Source organism: Klebsiella sp. MPUS7, from assembly GCF_009905335.1.
Taxonomy (GTDB): Bacteria; Pseudomonadota; Gammaproteobacteria; order Enterobacterales; family Enterobacteriaceae; genus Klebsiella; species Klebsiella grimontii.
On record NZ_CP047604.1, the window covers coordinates 2,098,498 to 2,115,635 of the forward strand.

At 54.8% G+C, this 17,138-nt stretch carries 15 protein-coding genes and 2 pseudogenes; 11 read left to right on the plus strand and 6 right to left on the minus strand.

What is annotated here, in order from left to right:
- Positions 1 to 54: 54 nt before the first annotated feature.
- On the minus strand, positions 55 to 2,688 hold the full coding sequence (locus GUC22_RS09910) for a PqiB family protein (protein WP_024359861.1): 2,634 nt from the start codon (positions 2,686 to 2,688) through the stop codon (positions 55 to 57).
- A complete protein-coding gene (gene yebS, locus GUC22_RS09915) occupies positions 2,657 to 3,940 on the minus strand; it encodes a membrane integrity lipid transport subunit YebS (RefSeq protein ID WP_024359860.1) in 1,284 nt (427 codons plus the stop codon). The genes GUC22_RS09910 and yebS overlap by 32 nt, the downstream gene beginning before the upstream one ends.
- 132 nt (positions 3,941 to 4,072) lie before the next feature.
- On the opposite strand from yebS, the pseudogene GUC22_RS09920 reads away from it, so the two are divergent.
- The 4 genes and pseudogenes from GUC22_RS09920 (at position 4,073) to htpX (ending at position 8,534) form a co-directional block, all read left to right on the plus strand.
- Positions 4,073 to 4,586 (plus strand): annotated as a pseudogene (locus tag GUC22_RS09920) (GAF domain-containing protein).
- A gap of 81 nt (positions 4,587 to 4,667) precedes the next feature.
- Entirely contained in the window at positions 4,668 to 5,348 is a 681-nt protein-coding gene (gene proQ / locus GUC22_RS09925; protein ID WP_024359859.1) for an RNA chaperone ProQ, read from the plus strand.
- A 19-nt stretch (positions 5,349 to 5,367) separates the two neighbouring features.
- Positions 5,368 to 7,416: a carboxy terminal-processing peptidase gene (gene prc / locus GUC22_RS09930; protein ID WP_024359858.1), complete on the plus strand. Its 2,049-nt coding sequence runs from the start codon at positions 5,368 to 5,370 to the stop codon at positions 7,414 to 7,416.
- 236 nt (positions 7,417 to 7,652) lie between these two features.
- Entirely contained in the window at positions 7,653 to 8,534 is an 882-nt protein-coding gene (htpX, locus tag GUC22_RS09935) for a protease HtpX (protein ID WP_004122003.1), read from the plus strand.
- A 74-nt stretch (positions 8,535 to 8,608) separates the two neighbouring features.
- Here the strand turns inward: htpX and GUC22_RS09940 are convergent, their stop codons facing one another.
- Positions 8,609 to 9,982 carry an MFS transporter gene (locus GUC22_RS09940; RefSeq protein ID WP_024359857.1) on the minus strand — a complete coding sequence of 458 codons (1,374 nt, stop codon included), beginning with the start codon at positions 9,980 to 9,982 and terminating at the stop codon, positions 8,609 to 8,611.
- 177 nt (positions 9,983 to 10,159) lie between these two features.
- Between GUC22_RS09940 and kdgR the strand changes: the two genes are divergently transcribed.
- Entirely contained in the window at positions 10,160 to 10,951 is a 792-nt protein-coding gene (kdgR, locus tag GUC22_RS09945; RefSeq protein ID WP_004134849.1) for a DNA-binding transcriptional regulator KdgR, read from the plus strand.
- A 43-nt stretch (positions 10,952 to 10,994) separates the two neighbouring features.
- Here kdgR and GUC22_RS09950 read toward each other — a convergent pair whose 3' ends face one another.
- The gene (locus GUC22_RS09950; protein ID WP_004122000.1) at positions 10,995 to 11,234 is read right to left on the minus strand and encodes a YobH family protein; all 240 of its coding nucleotides are present in this window, start codon (positions 11,232 to 11,234) and stop codon (positions 10,995 to 10,997) included.
- Positions 11,235 to 11,393: 159 nt separating this feature from the next.
- Between GUC22_RS09950 and mgrB the strand changes: the two genes are divergently transcribed.
- From mgrB to rlmA, 6 genes and pseudogenes are all read left to right on the plus strand, one after another.
- Complete coding sequence (gene mgrB / locus GUC22_RS09955; RefSeq protein ID WP_004134851.1) at positions 11,394 to 11,537, plus strand: PhoP/PhoQ regulator MgrB; 144 nt, start codon at positions 11,394 to 11,396, stop codon at positions 11,535 to 11,537.
- Positions 11,538 to 11,611: 74 nt separating this feature from the next.
- Entirely contained in the window at positions 11,612 to 11,902 is a 291-nt protein-coding gene (locus GUC22_RS09960; RefSeq protein ID WP_004134855.1) for a YebO family protein, read from the plus strand.
- A 617-nt stretch (positions 11,903 to 12,519) separates the two neighbouring features.
- Positions 12,520 to 12,665 (plus strand): annotated as a pseudogene (locus GUC22_RS09965) (DUF2627 domain-containing protein).
- 12 nt (positions 12,666 to 12,677) lie between these two features.
- Positions 12,678 to 12,887: a transcription antiterminator/RNA stability regulator CspE gene (cspE, locus tag GUC22_RS09970; RefSeq protein WP_001062678.1), complete on the plus strand. Its 210-nt coding sequence runs from the start codon at positions 12,678 to 12,680 to the stop codon at positions 12,885 to 12,887.
- Positions 12,888 to 13,077: 190 nt separating this feature from the next.
- Positions 13,078 to 14,823: a peptidoglycan glycosyltransferase FtsI gene (gene ftsI, locus GUC22_RS09975; protein ID WP_024359856.1), complete on the plus strand. Its 1,746-nt coding sequence runs from the start codon at positions 13,078 to 13,080 to the stop codon at positions 14,821 to 14,823.
- Positions 14,824 to 14,883: 60 nt separating this feature from the next.
- Positions 14,884 to 15,678, plus strand: coding sequence for a 23S rRNA (guanine(745)-N(1))-methyltransferase (gene rlmA / locus GUC22_RS09980; RefSeq protein ID WP_024359855.1), 795 nt, complete (start codon positions 14,884 to 14,886; stop codon positions 15,676 to 15,678).
- A gap of 3 nt (positions 15,679 to 15,681) precedes the next feature.
- On the opposite strand, the gene mntP is transcribed toward rlmA, so the two are convergent.
- Together mntP and GUC22_RS09990 are read right to left on the minus strand one after the other, a co-directional pair.
- Positions 15,682 to 16,248 carry a manganese efflux pump MntP gene (mntP, locus tag GUC22_RS09985; protein WP_004121993.1) on the minus strand — a complete coding sequence of 189 codons (567 nt, stop codon included), beginning with the start codon at positions 16,246 to 16,248 and terminating at the stop codon, positions 15,682 to 15,684.
- A 424-nt stretch (positions 16,249 to 16,672) separates the two neighbouring features.
- Positions 16,673 to 17,131 (minus strand): DUF986 family protein, encoded by a 459-nt coding sequence (locus tag GUC22_RS09990; RefSeq protein WP_024357816.1) that lies wholly within the window; start codon positions 17,129 to 17,131, stop codon positions 16,673 to 16,675.
- Between the last annotated feature and the right edge of the window lie 7 nt (positions 17,132 to 17,138).

Here is a 17,138-nt window from a genome sequence, read left to right on the forward strand (position 1 = left end):
GGGGGCGTAGTTTACCATAAAGGCTCCGGCGGCGGACACCGGAGCCTGTTATGCTTAGCGCGGCAGGGCGGTGCCCCATTCGCGCCACTCTTTCGGTTCGCTCTCCAGCAGCAGGAAGTGTTTGCCATCCTGCGCTTTCGGCGCCAGCGGCGTACCCGGAGGCGTGGCAAACGCGATACCGCCGCGAATGAACTGATTAAAGGTACCGGTTTTCACCACCCCGCCAATCAGGCCAAAGTCGAGGCTATAGCCGGAAGCCAGCCAGAACACCGAGTTGTTGCGCACCAGATACTGATAACGCTTGCTGATTCGCAGCTGTACCATCACGCGATCCGACATCGAACCGAGCATCAGGCCGGTCACCGTGCCCACTTCGAGCCCGCGGAACAGTACCGGCGTGCCGATACCCAGCGAACCCGCTTCCGGTACTTCGACGATAATGCTCAGGCCGTCGATATAGCGTGAATCACTGATCGTGGTTTCCTGAATTTCGAAATCACGACGCGGTGAACCGCGGCCAGGCTCGACGTTGATATAGGCCTGGAAAAGGGTATCCAGATGTTCAACGCCCGCCGCGGAAATCTGCGGCGTAATCACCGAGAAACGCGTTCCGGCGCGGGCAAAGGTGTTGACGTATTCCGGGTAGAGCACCGCTTTCGCCTGCACTTCGTTTTTCGCGGTAATTAAATTCAGCGACTGGATCTGACCAATATCGATCCCCAGATAGCGAATCGGCATCCCTTCGGCGATTTTACCGGCGTCGAAGGCGTGCAGGGTTATCTGCCCACCCACCGCGCGAGCGGCGGTTTCCGACGCATACAGCACCCGTTTGTTATCGATCCGCGCGCTGGCGCTGGCGCCGCTGAGGTTATCAAAGCTAATCGCGCCCTTCAGCGCGCGGGAGAGCGGGGAAGCCTGCACCGTCAGACCGCTGCCGTTAAGCTGCACTTTGGCGCCGCCTTCGGCCCAGAACACGCTGTTGCTGGTCAGCAGATGGCGATACTCCGGTTTGATATGGATATTGATCTCAAAGGCGTTTTTGCGCGGCTGAACGGTGATGATCTCCCCGACCGCAAATTTACGGTACAGCACCACGGAGCCGGCCTGCACGTCCGGCAGCGTCTCGGCTGAGAGCGTAAGCGTGGTGGTTGGCAGATCGCTCATGCTGTTTTCCAGCGCCTTTTCCTGGTTTGCATACAGCGGATAGCGGCTTTGCATCGCCCCCTTGTCGCCCGGAATAATGCGGATCCCGCCGTTGACCCATTCGCTGGCGCTGGCGCCGAGGAACTGCACGCCGTCAATGCCGACTTTGACGTCAATCCGGCTGTTGACCACGAATTTGCTATCGCCGCGAACCAGTGAACGGTACTCCGGCATAATCGCCACCTGGAACGTGACGCCATCGGCGTTCAGCTTGCGCTCCAGAACCTGACCAATCTGTACGCCGTGCAGAATGAGCGGCTGCCCGGCGTCGATACCGTAGCTCTCCGGCGCGGTGAGCGTGACGGTCGTGACATCCGGTTCTTCCAGAATGGATTTATCGGCAGGCAGTACCGCAAACTGGTTACGCGGCTCACCTTCACCGGGGACCAGTTCAAAGGTAGTGCCAGTCAGCAGGGCGCTGACGCTGGGGTTATCCAGAGAGATTTTCGGCTTCTTCATCTGAATCAGCGTCTTCTCGCGCAGCAGGCTGACAACGCTCGGATCGACGGTCATTTCGCCGGTCACTTTCCCGTCGGAATTGAGATTCATCTTGCTGAGCTGGCCAACCTCGAGACCCTGGTACATCAGCGGCGTAGAGCCGGCTTTTAAGCCCGCGCCGTCGGGAAGATCCAGTTTGACCACCACCCCACGCTGGCTGTGCGCCAGGTCTTCATATAAATGATAATCCGTGTTCTGCTGAGCCTGCGCAGAGTCATCGGGGGAATCAAAGGCGATGGCGCCGTTCACCAGCGCCGAGAGGCTATCCAGCTGGACCTTCGCGCCGCTCAGGCTGACATCTGCTTTCACGCCGGAGACGTTCCAGAAACGGCTCTCTTTTTTCACCAGGTTCGTGAAACGGCGCTCGATCAGTACGTCAATCGTGACGCCCTGATTGTTCGGGTTAATAGCGTAGTCATACACTCGGCCGACCGGAATTTTGCGGAAATAGACCAGCGAGCCGCTGGTTAACGAGCCCAAATCCGCTGACTTGAGATGAATCATCAGCTCGCCGTTATTGATGTGATACTTCGGCTGGGTGTCGAGAGCGACAAAGTGATCCTCAGGCTCGCCCTGGCCGGGCATCATGCCGATATAGTTGCCGCCAACCAGCGCATCGAGGCCCGACACGCCGGCAAGAGAAGCTTTCGGCGTCACCAGCCAGAACTGCGTCTCCTTGCGCAGCGCATCTTTCATATCGCCTTTGACGCTGGCTGAAACCTCAATTTTACTCAGATCTTTACTCAGCGAGATATTCTCGACCGTACCGACTTCTACCCCCTGATAGCGGATAGGCGTGCGCCCAGGAACGATACCGTTGGCCGACTGGAAGTCGATAACGATCGTCGTACCGCGATCCTGATAGCTGGTCCATATCAGCCAACCGGCAATCAGTAGCGCAATGACCGGCAGCAGCCAGAAGGGCGAAATGCGGCGTTTAGTTTTAATTTTGGCTTCAGTCGGCGAAGCGGGCGTTTCCTGACTCATGTGCGTCCCAAAGTAAGCGGCTGTCCAGCCATTCAACAGCAAGGATAGTTAATATTACCGCGGCGCCAAAATAGACCGCGGCGGGCCCCATCGTAAACGCGAGGAGCTGATCGCGGTTGATCAGCGACATGGTTAATGCGATGACAAAAAGATCCAACATAGACCAGCGGCCGATCCAGGTAATCAGCCGCAGCAGCAGGATGCGGGTACGTAACCCCTGTTCACACTTGAATTGTATGCTGACCAGCAGGGTAAACAATACAATAACTTTGGTGAATGGGACCAGAATACTGGCGATGAACACCACTCCGGCGATGGCCACGTTGCTGCTGGCCAGCGACATAATGCCGGAAAGAATGGTGTCGTCCTGGCGCGCGCCGTTGACGTAGATAATCGAGATCGGCAGCAGGTTGGCAGGCAGCAGGAAAACCATCGACGCGATCAGCGCGGCCCAGCTCTTTTGCAGGCTTTGGCGGCGCCTGTGGCGCAGGGGCGTGTGACAGCGGCGGCAGCGCCCGCGGGAATCACGATGTCCGGTATAATGACAGCCGAGACAAACCTGGAGATTATTGTCCGGCCGCAGCGCCGGGCGCTGGGGATAAAAACGCTCCCACAGCTCCTCAACGTTCATATGAATAAGCGTCAGGATGCTGAGCAGGGTGAGCGCGATATAGGCGATAAGCCCGATGCCGGGCTGCAGAAAGGCGTAATCTTGTACTTTGATTGAGGCGACGCCGATACCGACCAGGTAAATATCCAGCATCACCCACTCTTTGAGCCGCTCCAGCATCAGCAGTATCGGGCGCAGATTCATGCCCAGCACGTTACCCAGCCACAGGTAGGCGATTGAGACGACCAGCAGCACCGGCGCGACGACCGCGCAAAACAGCACCATCGCCGCCGTGAGCGGATCGCCCTGGCCGGTCATTTGCCAGATGCCCTGAAGGACGTTAGCGTCGATGCGCACGCCTAAGAGATGTAAGCGCAGAAGCGGTTCGCTCCAGGCAAAAGGCATCAGCAGCAGCATCGCGATCGCCATGCTGCCCAGCCGGGTAAGCGACCAGTCGCGGCCATCGCGCACTTTGGCGTTGCAGCGAGGACACCAGGCGCTTTGATTCTTTTTGAGGACCGGTAAACGAAACAGCAGATCGCACTGCGGGCAGCGCTGATAGTGTGCGTGCTCAACAGGCGCGCTGACCGAGTAGACGATCATTTTTTTTGCTGGCGTAATCCTGGGTGTTTTTAGTGGCATTTATAGCTTACAGAAATGAGTGTATCTCTCTATCTTAACTCAGGAATGAATTCATCTTGAGCATGAATGCATTTAAAGCTTATTTTATTAGGCTGTAAGTGTAAGGTAGTAAGACAACTAAGCGAATAAATAATGAACAAACAAGAATTCTACGCGGATCTGAACCGCGATTTTCAGGCGTTAATGGCAGGCGAAACCAGTTTTCTGGCCATGATTTCAAATACCAGCGCGCTGCTGTTCGAGCGGCTGGCTGAAGTGAACTGGGCCGGTTTTTATCTCCTGGAAGGCGATACGCTGGTCCTTGGCCCGTTCCAGGGCAAGCTGGCCTGCGTGCGGATTCCGGTAGGGCGCGGCGTATGCGGCGCTGCCGTTGCGCAGAATCGCGTGCAGCGGGTAGAAGACGTTCACGCCTTTGATGGTCACATCGCCTGCGACGCCGCCAGTAATTCGGAAATAGTCTTCCCGTTACGGGTGAACGATCGGACTATCGGCGTGCTGGATATCGATAGCACGGCCCATTCCCGCTTCACCGCTGAAGATGAGCAGGGGCTGGCAGAACTGGTCGCGCATCTGGAAAAACTCATTTCTGCGACTGATTATCAAAAAATATTCACCCGCGTCGCAGGATAATCAACGGATAACGTAGCATTTACCGATGACGTCATTATAATGACGCCTGTTCATGCCTGCGGCTTGTTGGCTACGTCCGTTGTAATCAGGAAATTTCATGGAAAATCAACCTAAGTTGAATAGCAGTAAAGAAGTCATTGCGTTTCTGGCCGAACGCTTCCCTCAGTGTTTTAGCGCTGAAGGCGAAGCTCGCCCCCTGAAAGTCGGTATTTTTCAGGATCTCGTTGAGCGCGTTGGCGGAGAGATGAATCTCAGCAAAACCCAACTTCGCGCTGCACTGCGTCTTTATACTTCGAGCTGGCGCTACCTGTACGGCGTTAAGCCTGGCGCAGTCCGCGTTGACCTCGACGGCAACCCGTGCGGCGAACTGGAAGAGCAGCATGTCGCTCACGCCCGCCAGCAGCTTGAAGAAGCAAAAGCCCGCGTCCAGGCGCAACGTGAAGCGCAGCAAGCGAAAAAACGCGAAGCCGCCGCCGCTGGCCAGCCGGAAGAGGGGGCTCGTCGCGAGCGTAAACCTCGTCCTCAGGCTCAGGCGCGTCGTAAAGAAGGCGCTGAGCAGCGTAAACCGCGCCCGGCACCAGCAGCTAAAGCGCCGCGCGAAGAGCGTCATACCCCTGTATCAGATGTGTCTGTATTGACCGTTGGCCAGGCACTGAAGGTGAAAGCAGGTAATAATGCAATGGACGCCACCGTCCTGGAAATCACCAAAGATGGCGTTCGTGTACAGCTGACTTCTGGTATGTCAATGATTGTACGCGCAGAACACCTGGTGTTCTGAAACGGAGGCCGGGCCAGGCATGAACAAATTCTTTAAGCTCACCGCGTTGGCGGGCCTGCTGGTAATCGCAGGCCAGTCGTTCGCCGTGGACGATATAACCCGGATTGATCAAATCCCCGTGCTGAAAGAAGAGCCGCAGCACGCAACGGTGAGCGAGCGCGTGACATCGCGCTTTACCCGTTCCCACTACCGTCAGTTCGATCTCGACAATGCCTTTTCGGCAAAAATTTTCGATCGTTATCTGAACCTGCTGGATTACAGCCATAACGTGCTGTTGGCCAGCGACGTGGCGCAGTTTGCCGCGAAAAAGAATCAAATCGGCGATGAGCTGCGCAGCGGGAAGCTGGACGTTTTTTACGACCTGTATAACCTGGCGCAGAAACGTCGTTTCGAGCGTTATCAATATGCATTGAAAGTGCTGGAACGTCCGATGGACTTTGCCGGCAATGATAACTTTAACCTTGACCGCAGCAAGTCGCCCTGGCCGAAAGATGAAGCCGAGCTGAATGCGCTGTGGGATGCCAAGGTGAAGTTCGATCAGCTCAGCCTGAAGCTGGCGGGCAAAGATGATAAAGAGATTCGCGAAACCTTAACCCGCCGCTACAAGTTTGCCATTCGCCGTCTGGCGCAAACCAACAGCGAAGATGTTTTCTCACTGGCGATGACCGCCTTTGCGCGTGAAATCGACCCGCATACCAACTATCTCTCACCGCGCAATACCGAGCAGTTCAATACCGAAATGAGCCTGTCTCTCGAAGGTATCGGCGCGGTATTGCAGATGGATGACGACTACACGGTGATCAATTCGCTGGTGGCCGGCGGTCCTGCGGCGAAGAGTAAAGCCATCAGCGTGGGTGACCGTATCGTTGGCGTCGGCCAGCCGGGTAAAGGCATGGTTGATGTGATCGGCTGGCGTCTTGATGACGTGGTCGCGTTAATCAAAGGTCCAAAGGGCAGCAAGGTTCGCCTGGAGATCCTGCCTGCGGGTAAAGGCGCGAAAACGCGGATTGTTACCCTCACGCGCGAACGCATCCGTCTTGAAGACCGCGCGGTTAAAATGACCGTCAAAACCGTCGGCAAAGAAAAAGTTGGCGTGCTGGATATCCCGGGTTTCTATGTTGGCCTGACGGATGACGTGAAGGTTCAGCTGCAGAAGCTGGAGAAACAGAACGTCAGCAGCATCGTTATCGACCTGCGCAGCAACGGCGGCGGAGCGCTGACCGAAGCGGTTTCGCTTTCTGGTCTGTTTATTCCATCCGGTCCGGTTGTTCAGGTGCGCGATAATAACGGTAAAGTGCGCGAAGACAGCGATACCGACGGCGTGGTGTACTACAAAGGCCCGCTGGTGGTGCTGGTCGACCGTTTCAGCGCCTCGGCTTCTGAAATTTTCGCCGCCGCGATGCAGGACTACGGTCGCGCGCTGATCGTCGGGGAGCCGACCTTTGGCAAGGGGACCGTCCAGCAGTACCGTTCGCTGAACCGTATCTACGATCAGATGCTGCGTCCTGACTGGCCGGCGCTGGGCTCCGTACAGTACACCATTCAGAAATTCTATCGCATCAATGGCGGTAGTACTCAGCGTAAGGGTGTGACGCCGGACATCATGATGCCGACCGGAACGGAAGAGCGTGAAACCGGTGAGCAGTATGAAGATAACGCGCTACCGTGGGACAGCGTCAATGCGGCAACCTACGTGAAATACGGTGACCTGACGCCGTTTGGGCCGGAGCTGCTCAAACGTCACGATGCGCGTATCGCTAAAGATCCTGAATTCCAGTACATCATGAAGGACATTGCTCGCTATAACGCGATGAAAGACAAACGCAACATCGTCTCCCTGAACTACGCGCAGCGTGAAAAGGAGAACGAAGAAGATGATGCGATTCGTCTGGCCCGCGTTAACGATCGCCTGAAACGCGAAGGCAAGCCGTTACTGAAGAAGTTGGAAGATCTGCCGAAGGATTACCAGGAGCCCGATCCGTATCTTGATGAAACGGTTCACATTGCGCTCGACCTGGCCCATGAGGAAAAGGATCGGCCCGCGGTAGAGCCCCCGGCCAGTAAATAAATCCCCAACGGGCACAATAATTTGTGCCCGTTTTCTTTTCCGTCCTTGCCAACTCTGACGGCCTGAATTCAACAAAATGTCAACGCTTTTGCCCAGCGTCAGCAATATGCTACAAAATGTAAAGTTGTGTCTTTCTCGTGACTTAGCGGGGCCTGATGGTTGAAAATTGGCGTCCTACCCATACCATGTGGGTAATCGCATAGTGCGTTTTGTTAAATCGAGGTTAAAAGAAAATTATGATGCGAATCGCGCTTTTCCTGCTGACCAACCTGGCAGTGATGGTGGTGTTCGGGCTGGTGCTAAGCCTGACGGGAATTCAGTCAAGCAGCATGACCGGGCTGCTGATCATGGCGCTGTTGTTTGGTTTCGGCGGTTCAATCGTTTCGCTGCTGATGTCGAAATGGATGGCGCTGAAATCGGTGGGTGGGGAAGTCATTGAGCAGCCGCGTAATGAAACCGAGCGCTGGCTAATGAATACCGTCGCGCAGCAGGCGCGGCAGGCGGGCATTGGTATGCCGCAGGTGGCTATCTACCATGCGCCGGATATTAACGCCTTTGCGACCGGCGCGCGCCGCGACGCGTCGCTGGTGGCCGTCAGTACCGGGCTGCTGCAGAACATGAGCCGTGATGAAGCGGAAGCGGTCATTGCGCATGAGATTAGCCATATTGCCAACGGTGACATGGTTACCATGACGTTGATTCAGGGGGTGGTGAACACCTTCGTTATCTTTATCTCGCGCGTTATCGCGCAGATTGCGGCGGGCTTTCTCGGCGGCAACCGGGATGAAGGTGAAAACAGCAACGGCAACCCGCTGATCTATTTTGCGGTCGCTACGGTGCTGGAGCTGGTATTTGGTATTCTGGCGAGCATCATCACCATGTGGTTCTCCCGCTACCGCGAGTTCCATGCCGACGCCGGTTCAGCAAAACTGGTCGGGCGTGAGAAAATGATCGCCGCGCTGCAGCGCCTGAAAACCAGCTATGAGCCGCAGGAAGCCAGCAGCATGATGGCGTTCTGCATTAACGGTAAAGCGAAATCCATGAGCGAGCTGTTTATGACTCACCCGCCTCTGGATAAGCGTATTGAAGCCCTGCGCAGCGGCGAATATCTGAAGTAACGCTCTGTTCCCGGCTGTAATAAAACAAAAATCCGCAACCTTCGGGCTGCGGATTTTTTTATGTCGATTAAGGGCTACAGCCTGGCGCGCGGCTGCGTGACGCGCAGCCCGCTGACGGCCGCGGCGACAACGGCAAGGATCCCGGCCAGCATAAGAGCGGTGTGGGTTCCGCTATTTCCTGACAGATTAAACAGCAGCGCCACCAGCGCGGCGCCGGTACTCTGCCCAAGCAGGCGCGCGGTCCCCAGCATGCCGCTTGCGCCGCCGCTACGATGAGCCGGCGCTGAAGAGACGATGGTGTGATTGTTGGGCGACTGGAACAGACCAAAGCCCGCGCCGCAGAGCGCCATGCGCCAGATAATATCCAGATCCGTGGGGGCGGAGGGCAGTAAAGCCAGGCCGAACAGGCCGCAGGCCATGACGAGAAGGCCAATCGCGCCCAGCAGCCCGGCGTGAACTTTCTCAATCAAATAGCCTGCCAGCGGCGCCATCACCATGGTGGCCAGCGGCCACGGCGTCAGCAGCAGACCGGTTTCCACCTCGCTGCGTCCCATCATTGACTGCAGGAAGAACGGCAGTGAAACCATGGCCAGCATCTGGGCGCAGAAGGAGCATATCGAGGTACAAATTGACAGAGAGAATAGCGAGATACGCAGCAGGTCAATCGGCAGCAGGGGGACCGGCATCCTGAGCTGACGGCGGACAAAAAAGAATCCGACGACCAGCATGGCAACGATCTCCGCCGCAACCAGTTCGCCGGACTGGCCCTGGGCGAAACCGCCGAGCGCGGTAATCAGTAAACCAAAGGTGAGGGCATTCATGATCGCGCTCGGCAGGTCGAAGCGGGTGACCTTGCTGCGGCCCGCGTTGGCGGGCAGATAGCGAATCGCGAGGAGCAGGGAAATAATGCCCAGCGGAACGTTAATCAAAAACAGCCATTGCCATGAAGCCATCGAGAGAATCGCGGCGGCGATGGTCGGTCCCGCCGCGGAGGAGACCGCCACCACGAAAGAGTTGATCCCCATTCCGCGGCCGAGAAAACGCTGGGGATAAATCAGGCGAATAAGGGCGGTGTTAACGCTCATCAGCGCCGCGCCGCCGAGGCCCTGCGCCACGCGCGCCAGGGTCAGCATTTCCAGGCTTGTGGAGAGGGCGCAGGCCAGCGACGTGAAGGTAAAAAGCGCCAGGCCGATTTTATAAATACGCCGATAGCCGACCATATCGCCGAGGAAAGAGAGCGGCAGCAGCGCGATAACAATGGCGATTTGGTAGGCATTCACTATCCAGATAGAGGATGCCGGGGACGCGTTTAAATCGCTGGCGATGGTCGGCAGGGCGACGTTGGCGATCGCGCCATCCAGCACCGCCATCGACAGGCCTAATACAATGGTCAGAATGGCACCGTAACGCTGCGGTAAAGGCAGCCCATCGGAGAGTTTTTTATCCATGTGAGGTCTGTATCTTATCGGGGACTATTAACTGGGTAATAATTTTAGCATTGATTATTCAGCGGCATGTCGCAGATTTGTAACGAATAGGCAGAAGAACGATTGCGGCTCGCGGGATGCGAATTTATAATAAAAACCGGTTCTAATTTTTATAAAACAGTTGCGATGAGGTGATAAATGGCAGTTGCAGATTTGGATAAACAGCCAGATTCTGTCTCTTCGGTATTGAAGGTTTTTGGCATCCTGCAGGCGCTTGGCGAAGAGCGTGAAATTGGCATTACCGAACTGTCCCAGCGCGTCATGATGTCAAAAAGCACCGTTTATCGCTTTTTGCAGACCATGAAATCGCTGGGGTACGTGGCTCAGGAAGGCGAATCCGAGAAATATTCTCTGACCCTGAAACTCTTTGAACTTGGCGCGCGGGCTTTGCAGAACGTTGATTTGGTACGTAGCGCTGATATTCAGATGCGCGAGCTTTCACGCCTGACGAAAGAGACCGTCCACCTGGGCGCCCTGGATGAAGACAGCATCGTTTACATCCACAAAATCGACTCAATGTACAATTTGCGCATGTACTCGCGCATTGGGCGTCGTAACCCGCTGTACAGCACCGCGATCGGTAAAGTGCTGCTGGCCTGGCGCGATCGTTCCGAGGTTGAGCAGATTCTGGAAGGCGTGGAGTACAAACGCAGCACCGATCGGACCATCACCAGCACCGAAGAGCTGCTGGCGGTTCTGGATAAGGTCCGCGAGCAGGGATATGGCGAAGATAACGAAGAGCAGGAAGAAGGGCTGCGCTGCATCGGGGTGCCGGTTTTCGACCGCTTCGGCGTGGTTATCGCCGGTCTGAGTATCTCTTTCCCGACGCTGCGTTTCTCGGAAGAGCGCCTGAACGAGTATGTCGCGATGCTGCATACGGCGGCGCGTAAAATTTCCGAACAGATGGGCTATAACGATTATCCGTTCTGATTTGTGCGTGAATCGGGCTACAGAATCTGTAGCCCGCTCGCGACTAGCCGTTATCAACCACCGTGGCGCTTTTACGCAGAATAGGGCAATCGGTGATGCCGATAATACCGCTGCTGGAATGAACATACTGTGCGGTACTGATGCCGCGAGCCGTGAGATATTTACACTGCAATCCCAGCCCCCCGGCGTTCTCACTGCTGCCCATTAATACGCCGTAACCGCTTAATAACACGCCAATCCACAAGATAGCCAGCACCACAATGGTACGAATGATCAATCGCATTGTTGCCTCATTATTTGTATTATCCTTGCGTCCATTCTGGCATGAACACCAGTTGAAACAAGTCTATGATTCCTAAACTTGCCTTTCGTATTACAGTTAGCCGCGGTTTAAGAAGGTCATGTTATCCTGGCGACATCTGATACTGATGCGGAGTGTGGAGTGAAAAAATTACGGTGGGTTTTGCTGACAGTCATCATTGCAGGTTGCTTACTGCTATGGACTCAGATGCTTAACGTAATGTGCGATCAGGATGTACAGTTCTTCAGCGGCATCTGCACTATCAATAAATTTATTCCCTGGTAAGACATTTTTAATATGATTGATTTTCTTCTGCTGCGCGGGTGGTAGAATGAGCGCCTTCTCTTTGAGGTGGTGAAATGAGTGAGTTACTAAATCCTGGGATTGTAAGCCTGGCATCCGTGGCGCTTTCTGTTGTGCTGCTGCTTGTCGGCCTGTTGTTATGGTTTTTTGTTAATCGTGCCAGTTCGCGCGCCAATGAGCAGATAGCGCTGCTGCAGGCGCTGCTGGATCAGCAAAAGCGGCAAAACGCGCTGCTGCGCCGTCTCTGTGAGGCCAATGCGCCTGAGAAGGAGATCGCCGCTGAACCTTCAGTAGCCGAAAAGGGAAAAGGCGACGACGATTTCATCCGTCTTGTTGCAGAGCGCTGATCCGACCGACAGGTGCGCACGTTTGCGGTGTGCGCCTGTATCTCACCCGGTTGTATAACTTATTCTTATCTATAAAACCTCTTCAGCTTTTTTTCGCACGCACGGGCCAGCGGAAGCGGCTTTCCCACTCCGCCTTATATTGCTTTGTTTAATTAATCAAATAAAAGAATAGTCGGACTTCGCTGTCATCAGCTCTTCATTATTGTCGTGGAATATTAGTATAGACAATATTTTAAGCTCTTCAATTTACGCGTTTCGATATTATGAAATGACTGCGTTAAAGCAATTTTTCATCTATCGTTATGAGCTTTTATATGCATCTTTATGCAGTGACTTTTGTCTCCCCCTAAAATTGGCGGTTTCACTGCAGCCGGGGACGGGGGCTCTGAAGTCGTTGAGCTACGACGGATAAGTGGCCGCAAGAGAGGATATCCCGGGGGCGCAAGCAGGACGCGATAAGGATAAGTCGGAGCGAGCAAAGTCGCATAAATGTGCAGGCGATCAAATGATTCCCTTATAATCTGTGCGAGCGATCGAGACCCGTCTAAAAATGGCTTGCCATTATTTACGTAGTATGTGATAACACGTTTCGGGTTAAACGAGGTACAGTTCTGTTTATGTGTGGCATTTTCAGTAAAGAAGTCCTGAGTAAACACGTTGTCGTTGAATACCGCTTCTCTGCCGAACCTTATATTAGTGCCTCATGCAGTCATGTGTCAGTTTTATCTATGTAAGCGCCCCACGGGCGAAGAAAACAGTCTAAGGAATTTTGCAAATGGCAAAGATTAAAGGTCAAGTTAAGTGGTTCAACGAGTCTAAAGGTTTTGGCTTCATTACTCCGGCTGATGGCAGCAAAGATGTGTTTGTACACTTCTCCGCTATCCAGGGTAACGGTTTCAAAACTCTGGCTGAAGGCCAGAACGTTGAGTTCGAAATTCAGGACGGCCAGAAAGGTCCAGCTGCAGTTAACGTAACTGCTATCTGATTTAAGACCACTGAATCTTGTAAGAAAGCCTCGCAACTGCGGGGCTTTTTAGCATTTATTGCAAAACATGTCCATTTACCACCCTCCGTTGCGCTTTGTTGCAAATCAACATCGTTATTAGCACTGTTTAGCAATCTGTTTTGTCTATTTCTGTTAAATCAGATGCTTGCAAAATAATGATGGAGCTAAGGTGCAAAAGAACAAACTTAAGTCAGCCGCCAACTTTACCCCGCTAAGGTTTGGGTTGTTGTGCGTGGCGATTCTTTGCTGTATGGGACTGCTGTTGGTCCGGGTCGGCTGGCTACAAATTGTCTCCCCTGACAATCTGGTTAAACAAGAGGACATGCGATCGCTGCGCGAGGAGCCTATTGATGTGCAGCGCGGCATGATTAGCGACCGCGAGGGCCGACCGCTGGCGGTCAGCGTGCCGGTGAGCGCCGTCTGGGTCGATCCGCAAACCACGCTCGAAAAGGGGGGCGTCGGCTACGGTCCGCGCTGGCAGGCAATGGCGCAAGCTTTACATCTCAACCTTAGCGAGCTGGCCCACCGCGTCGAAGCGCATCCTCACGCGCGGTTTCTCTACCTGGCGCGCCAGATCAATCCGGAGCAGGCGGAGTGGATTGATAAGCTTCACCTGCCGGGGATCAATCTGCGCGATGAGTCGCGCCGCTTTTATCCGGCGGGGCACGTTGCCGCTAATCTGCTGGGTTTTACCAATATTGATAACCAGGGTATCGAAGGCGTAGAGAAAAGCTTTAACGCCCAGTTGACCGGTCAGCCCGGTCGTCGTCTGGTGCGTAAAGACCGGCACGGCAACGTCATCGAAAATATCACCGAAGTCCCGGCGGTTCCGGCCCACAATTTGCAGCTCAGTATCGATGAACGTCTGCAAACGGTGACCGAGGACGCGCTGGATAACGCCGTGCGCTGGAACAAAGCGGATTCAGGGGCGGCGGTATTAATTAAAATCGATACCGGGGAGATTCTGTCGATGGCCAGCTACCCGGACTTCAACCCGAACAATCGCGATGATGCGAAGCTGGATGATTTTCGCAATCGCGCCATCAGCGATACTTTCGAGCCGGGGTCGACGGTTAAACCGCTGGTGCTGATGACCGCGCTCCAGCAGGGCATTGTTCAGCCAGATAGCGTGGTGGATACTCATCCGTTTGTCCTCGATGGTCATCGTATTCGCGACGTGGGTTACTATCCTGAACTCTCCCTCACCGGTATTCTGCAAAAATCCAGCGATACCGGGGTTTCGCATTTGTCGCTGGCGATGCCGATTCAGCATCTTATCGATACCTATAAAGCGTTCGGTTTTGGCGACTCTACCGGCCTGGGTTTGACCGGCGAGAGCGCCGGGCTGATGCCGCAGCGCCGCTATTGGGGTCAGCTGGACCGGGCGACATTCGCCTTCGGCTACGGTCTGATGGTCACGCCGCTCCAGCTGGCGCACGTGTATGCCACTATCGGCAGTTACGGTATCGAGCGTCCGCTATCGATAACCCGTATTGATCCGCCGGTGATGGGTACCCGGGTGATGCCGGAGCGAATCGTGCATGAAGTCGAACATATGATGGAGAGCGTCGCTTTACCGGGCGGCGGCGGGACCAAAGCGGCGGTACGCGACTATCGGGTGGCGGTAAAAACCGGTACCGCCAAAAAAATCGGGCCGGATGGTAAATATATCGATAAGTACGTTGCCTATACCGCCGGCGTTGCGCCCGCCAGTAATCCGAAATTCGCGCTGGTGGTCGTGATGAACGATCCCAGCAACGGTTCGTATTACGGCGGGGCGGTTTCGGCGCCGGTATTCAGCCAGATTATGGGGGATGTGCTGCGCCTGGAGAACGTTATGCCCGATGGGATGCCGCAGGGGGCGGAAAATCTTATCGTGATGCATCGCGACGGAGCCCTGTCGCCTGCGCTGTAACGGTGGCCTGGAGGGGCGAATAGCGCTACACTTTCGCCCTTTCAGCACACCGGAGTTGTCATGTCTTACAGTTGCCCACTTTGCCACGCGCCGCTTGAGCGCCGCGATAATAGCTATATCTGCCTGCAGCGGCATCAGTTCGATCTGGCGAAGGAAGGGTACGTCAATTTGCTGCCGGTGCAGTTTAAGCGCTCCCGCGATCCGGGCGACAGCGCTGAAATGATGCAGGCCCGGCGCGCGTTCCTCGACGCGGGGCACTATCAGCCGCTTCGCGACGCTATCTGCGCTTATCTACAAACCTTCGCACCGACGGATTTACTGGATATTGGCTGCGGGGAAGGCTACTACACGCACGCTTTTGCCGCCATTGCGGCCCATAGCTGGGGCCTGGATGTGTCGAAATCGGCTATCCGCGCGGCGGCGAAACGTTATCCGCAGGTCAGCTTTTGCGTCGCTTCCAGCCAGCGTTTGCCGTTTGAGAATGCGAGCCTGGACGCGATAGTACGTATTTATGCTCCCTGCAATGCCCTTGAGCTGGCGCGCGTTGTCAGGCCCGGCGGCTGGGTTATCACCGCGACGCCGGGACCTCGCCACCTGATGGAGCTGAAAGGGTTGATCTACGACGACGTGCGTTTGCACGCGCAGAGCAGGGAAGAGATGGCAGGATTTACCTTACGTCACCAGCAGCAGCTGGCCTATCCGATGCAGCTTAACGGCAGCGAGGCGGAAGCTTTACTGCAAATGACGCCGTTTGCGTGGCGGGCGAAGCCGCCGGTGAGGGAGGCGCTGCGCCAGCAGGCGCTGTTTGACTGCCAGACCGATTTTGCTATTCACTGCTGGCAGCGCGATGCCTGAGGATTAGCCTGCGAAATGGCTCCAGAGGATCTGGGCGCCAATGCCGATCAGCACGATACCGCCAAGGATTTCCGCCCGTTTGCCGAGCAGCGGGCCGATAAAACGTCCTACCATTATGCCCAGCGTCGACATCATCAACGTGGCGCAGCCGATAGCCAGCGCGGTGGCGATAATATTGACCTGCAAAAACGCCAGGCCAACGCCGACGGCCATCGCATCCAGGCTGGTGGCGAAAGCGGTGGTGACCAGTAGCCAGAAACCGTGACGGCGCGGAGCTTCGCACTCATCGCTATCGCCGCCGCGTAACCCTTCGATAACCATTCGACCGCCGAGAAAAACCAGCAGCACAAAGGCAATCCAGTGGTTCCATTCGAGGACGAACTGGCTGGCGAGCATCCCCAAACCCCAGCCGACAAGCGGGGTGAGCGTTTCGATAGCGCCAAAGATCAGACCCGTCCGCAGGGCTTCAGAAAATTTAGGTTTATGGAGGGTCGCGCCTTTTCCAATAGAGGCCGCGAAGGCGTCCATGGACATGCCGAAGGCAAGAAGAATTGTAGCAGATACATTCATGAGAGCGTCCTGACCGGGGATAATCCATATGACACATCGCTGCCCCCAGTAAAAATACGCAGCTCGCCTGATGATAAAGCGCCGCGTACAGCAGTGATGCGTCTATGGTCTCGCCTGATTGAATACGTTCTGCTTCAACCCGCACGTGCCACGTTTTGCAACGAGTATGTTGACACGGACATTTTCTGCCAGGCAGAAAATTGGCTACTCCCCAACGACGGGCGCAACCTTAACATAATTTTAGAATATAAAACAATAACAGAAATCGGTTATTTTCCCAACCAAATGATAACGATTTTCATTTCAATCTGTAGGTAAATGATTAGTTAATAAATATCGCTGAAGTTAACGCCGGGAATATAGCCGCGGCTATATTCCCGGCGCGGGGGGAAAGGGTAAATATAGCGTAGGCTATATTCTTAATCTATTGAGTGGAAACGAGAAGTTTGTATATCTTTTCCAGATCGTCGATATTTCGTACGCGAATAAGCAGGCGCCGTTGTTCTAATTGCATAACCAGTACGCCATCTTCCGATAAATTCATCTCTTTAATGCGCTGATATTCGATCCAGATATTGGCGAAAAAAAAGCCCTGCTGCTTGAAGATGATTTTGGGAGAGCGGATCCAGAACAGATATAACCCCATTAAGGCCAGGGCAGATAATAACCAAGTGGTGATAAGTTCGCCGTGGTTAGCAATATTGTTATAAATCAGGATAGCAATGAGGCCGACGAAGATAATGCCATCGACGCGGTTGCGGCGGAGCAGGGGGATAGCCAGCAAAACGGGGCCATTACGGCGCGGCATGATGAACTGGTCGTAAACCGCAAACGCGAGCAAAACGAGAATAAACAGGATTAACACCAGGTCCGTGATTGTCATCCATCCT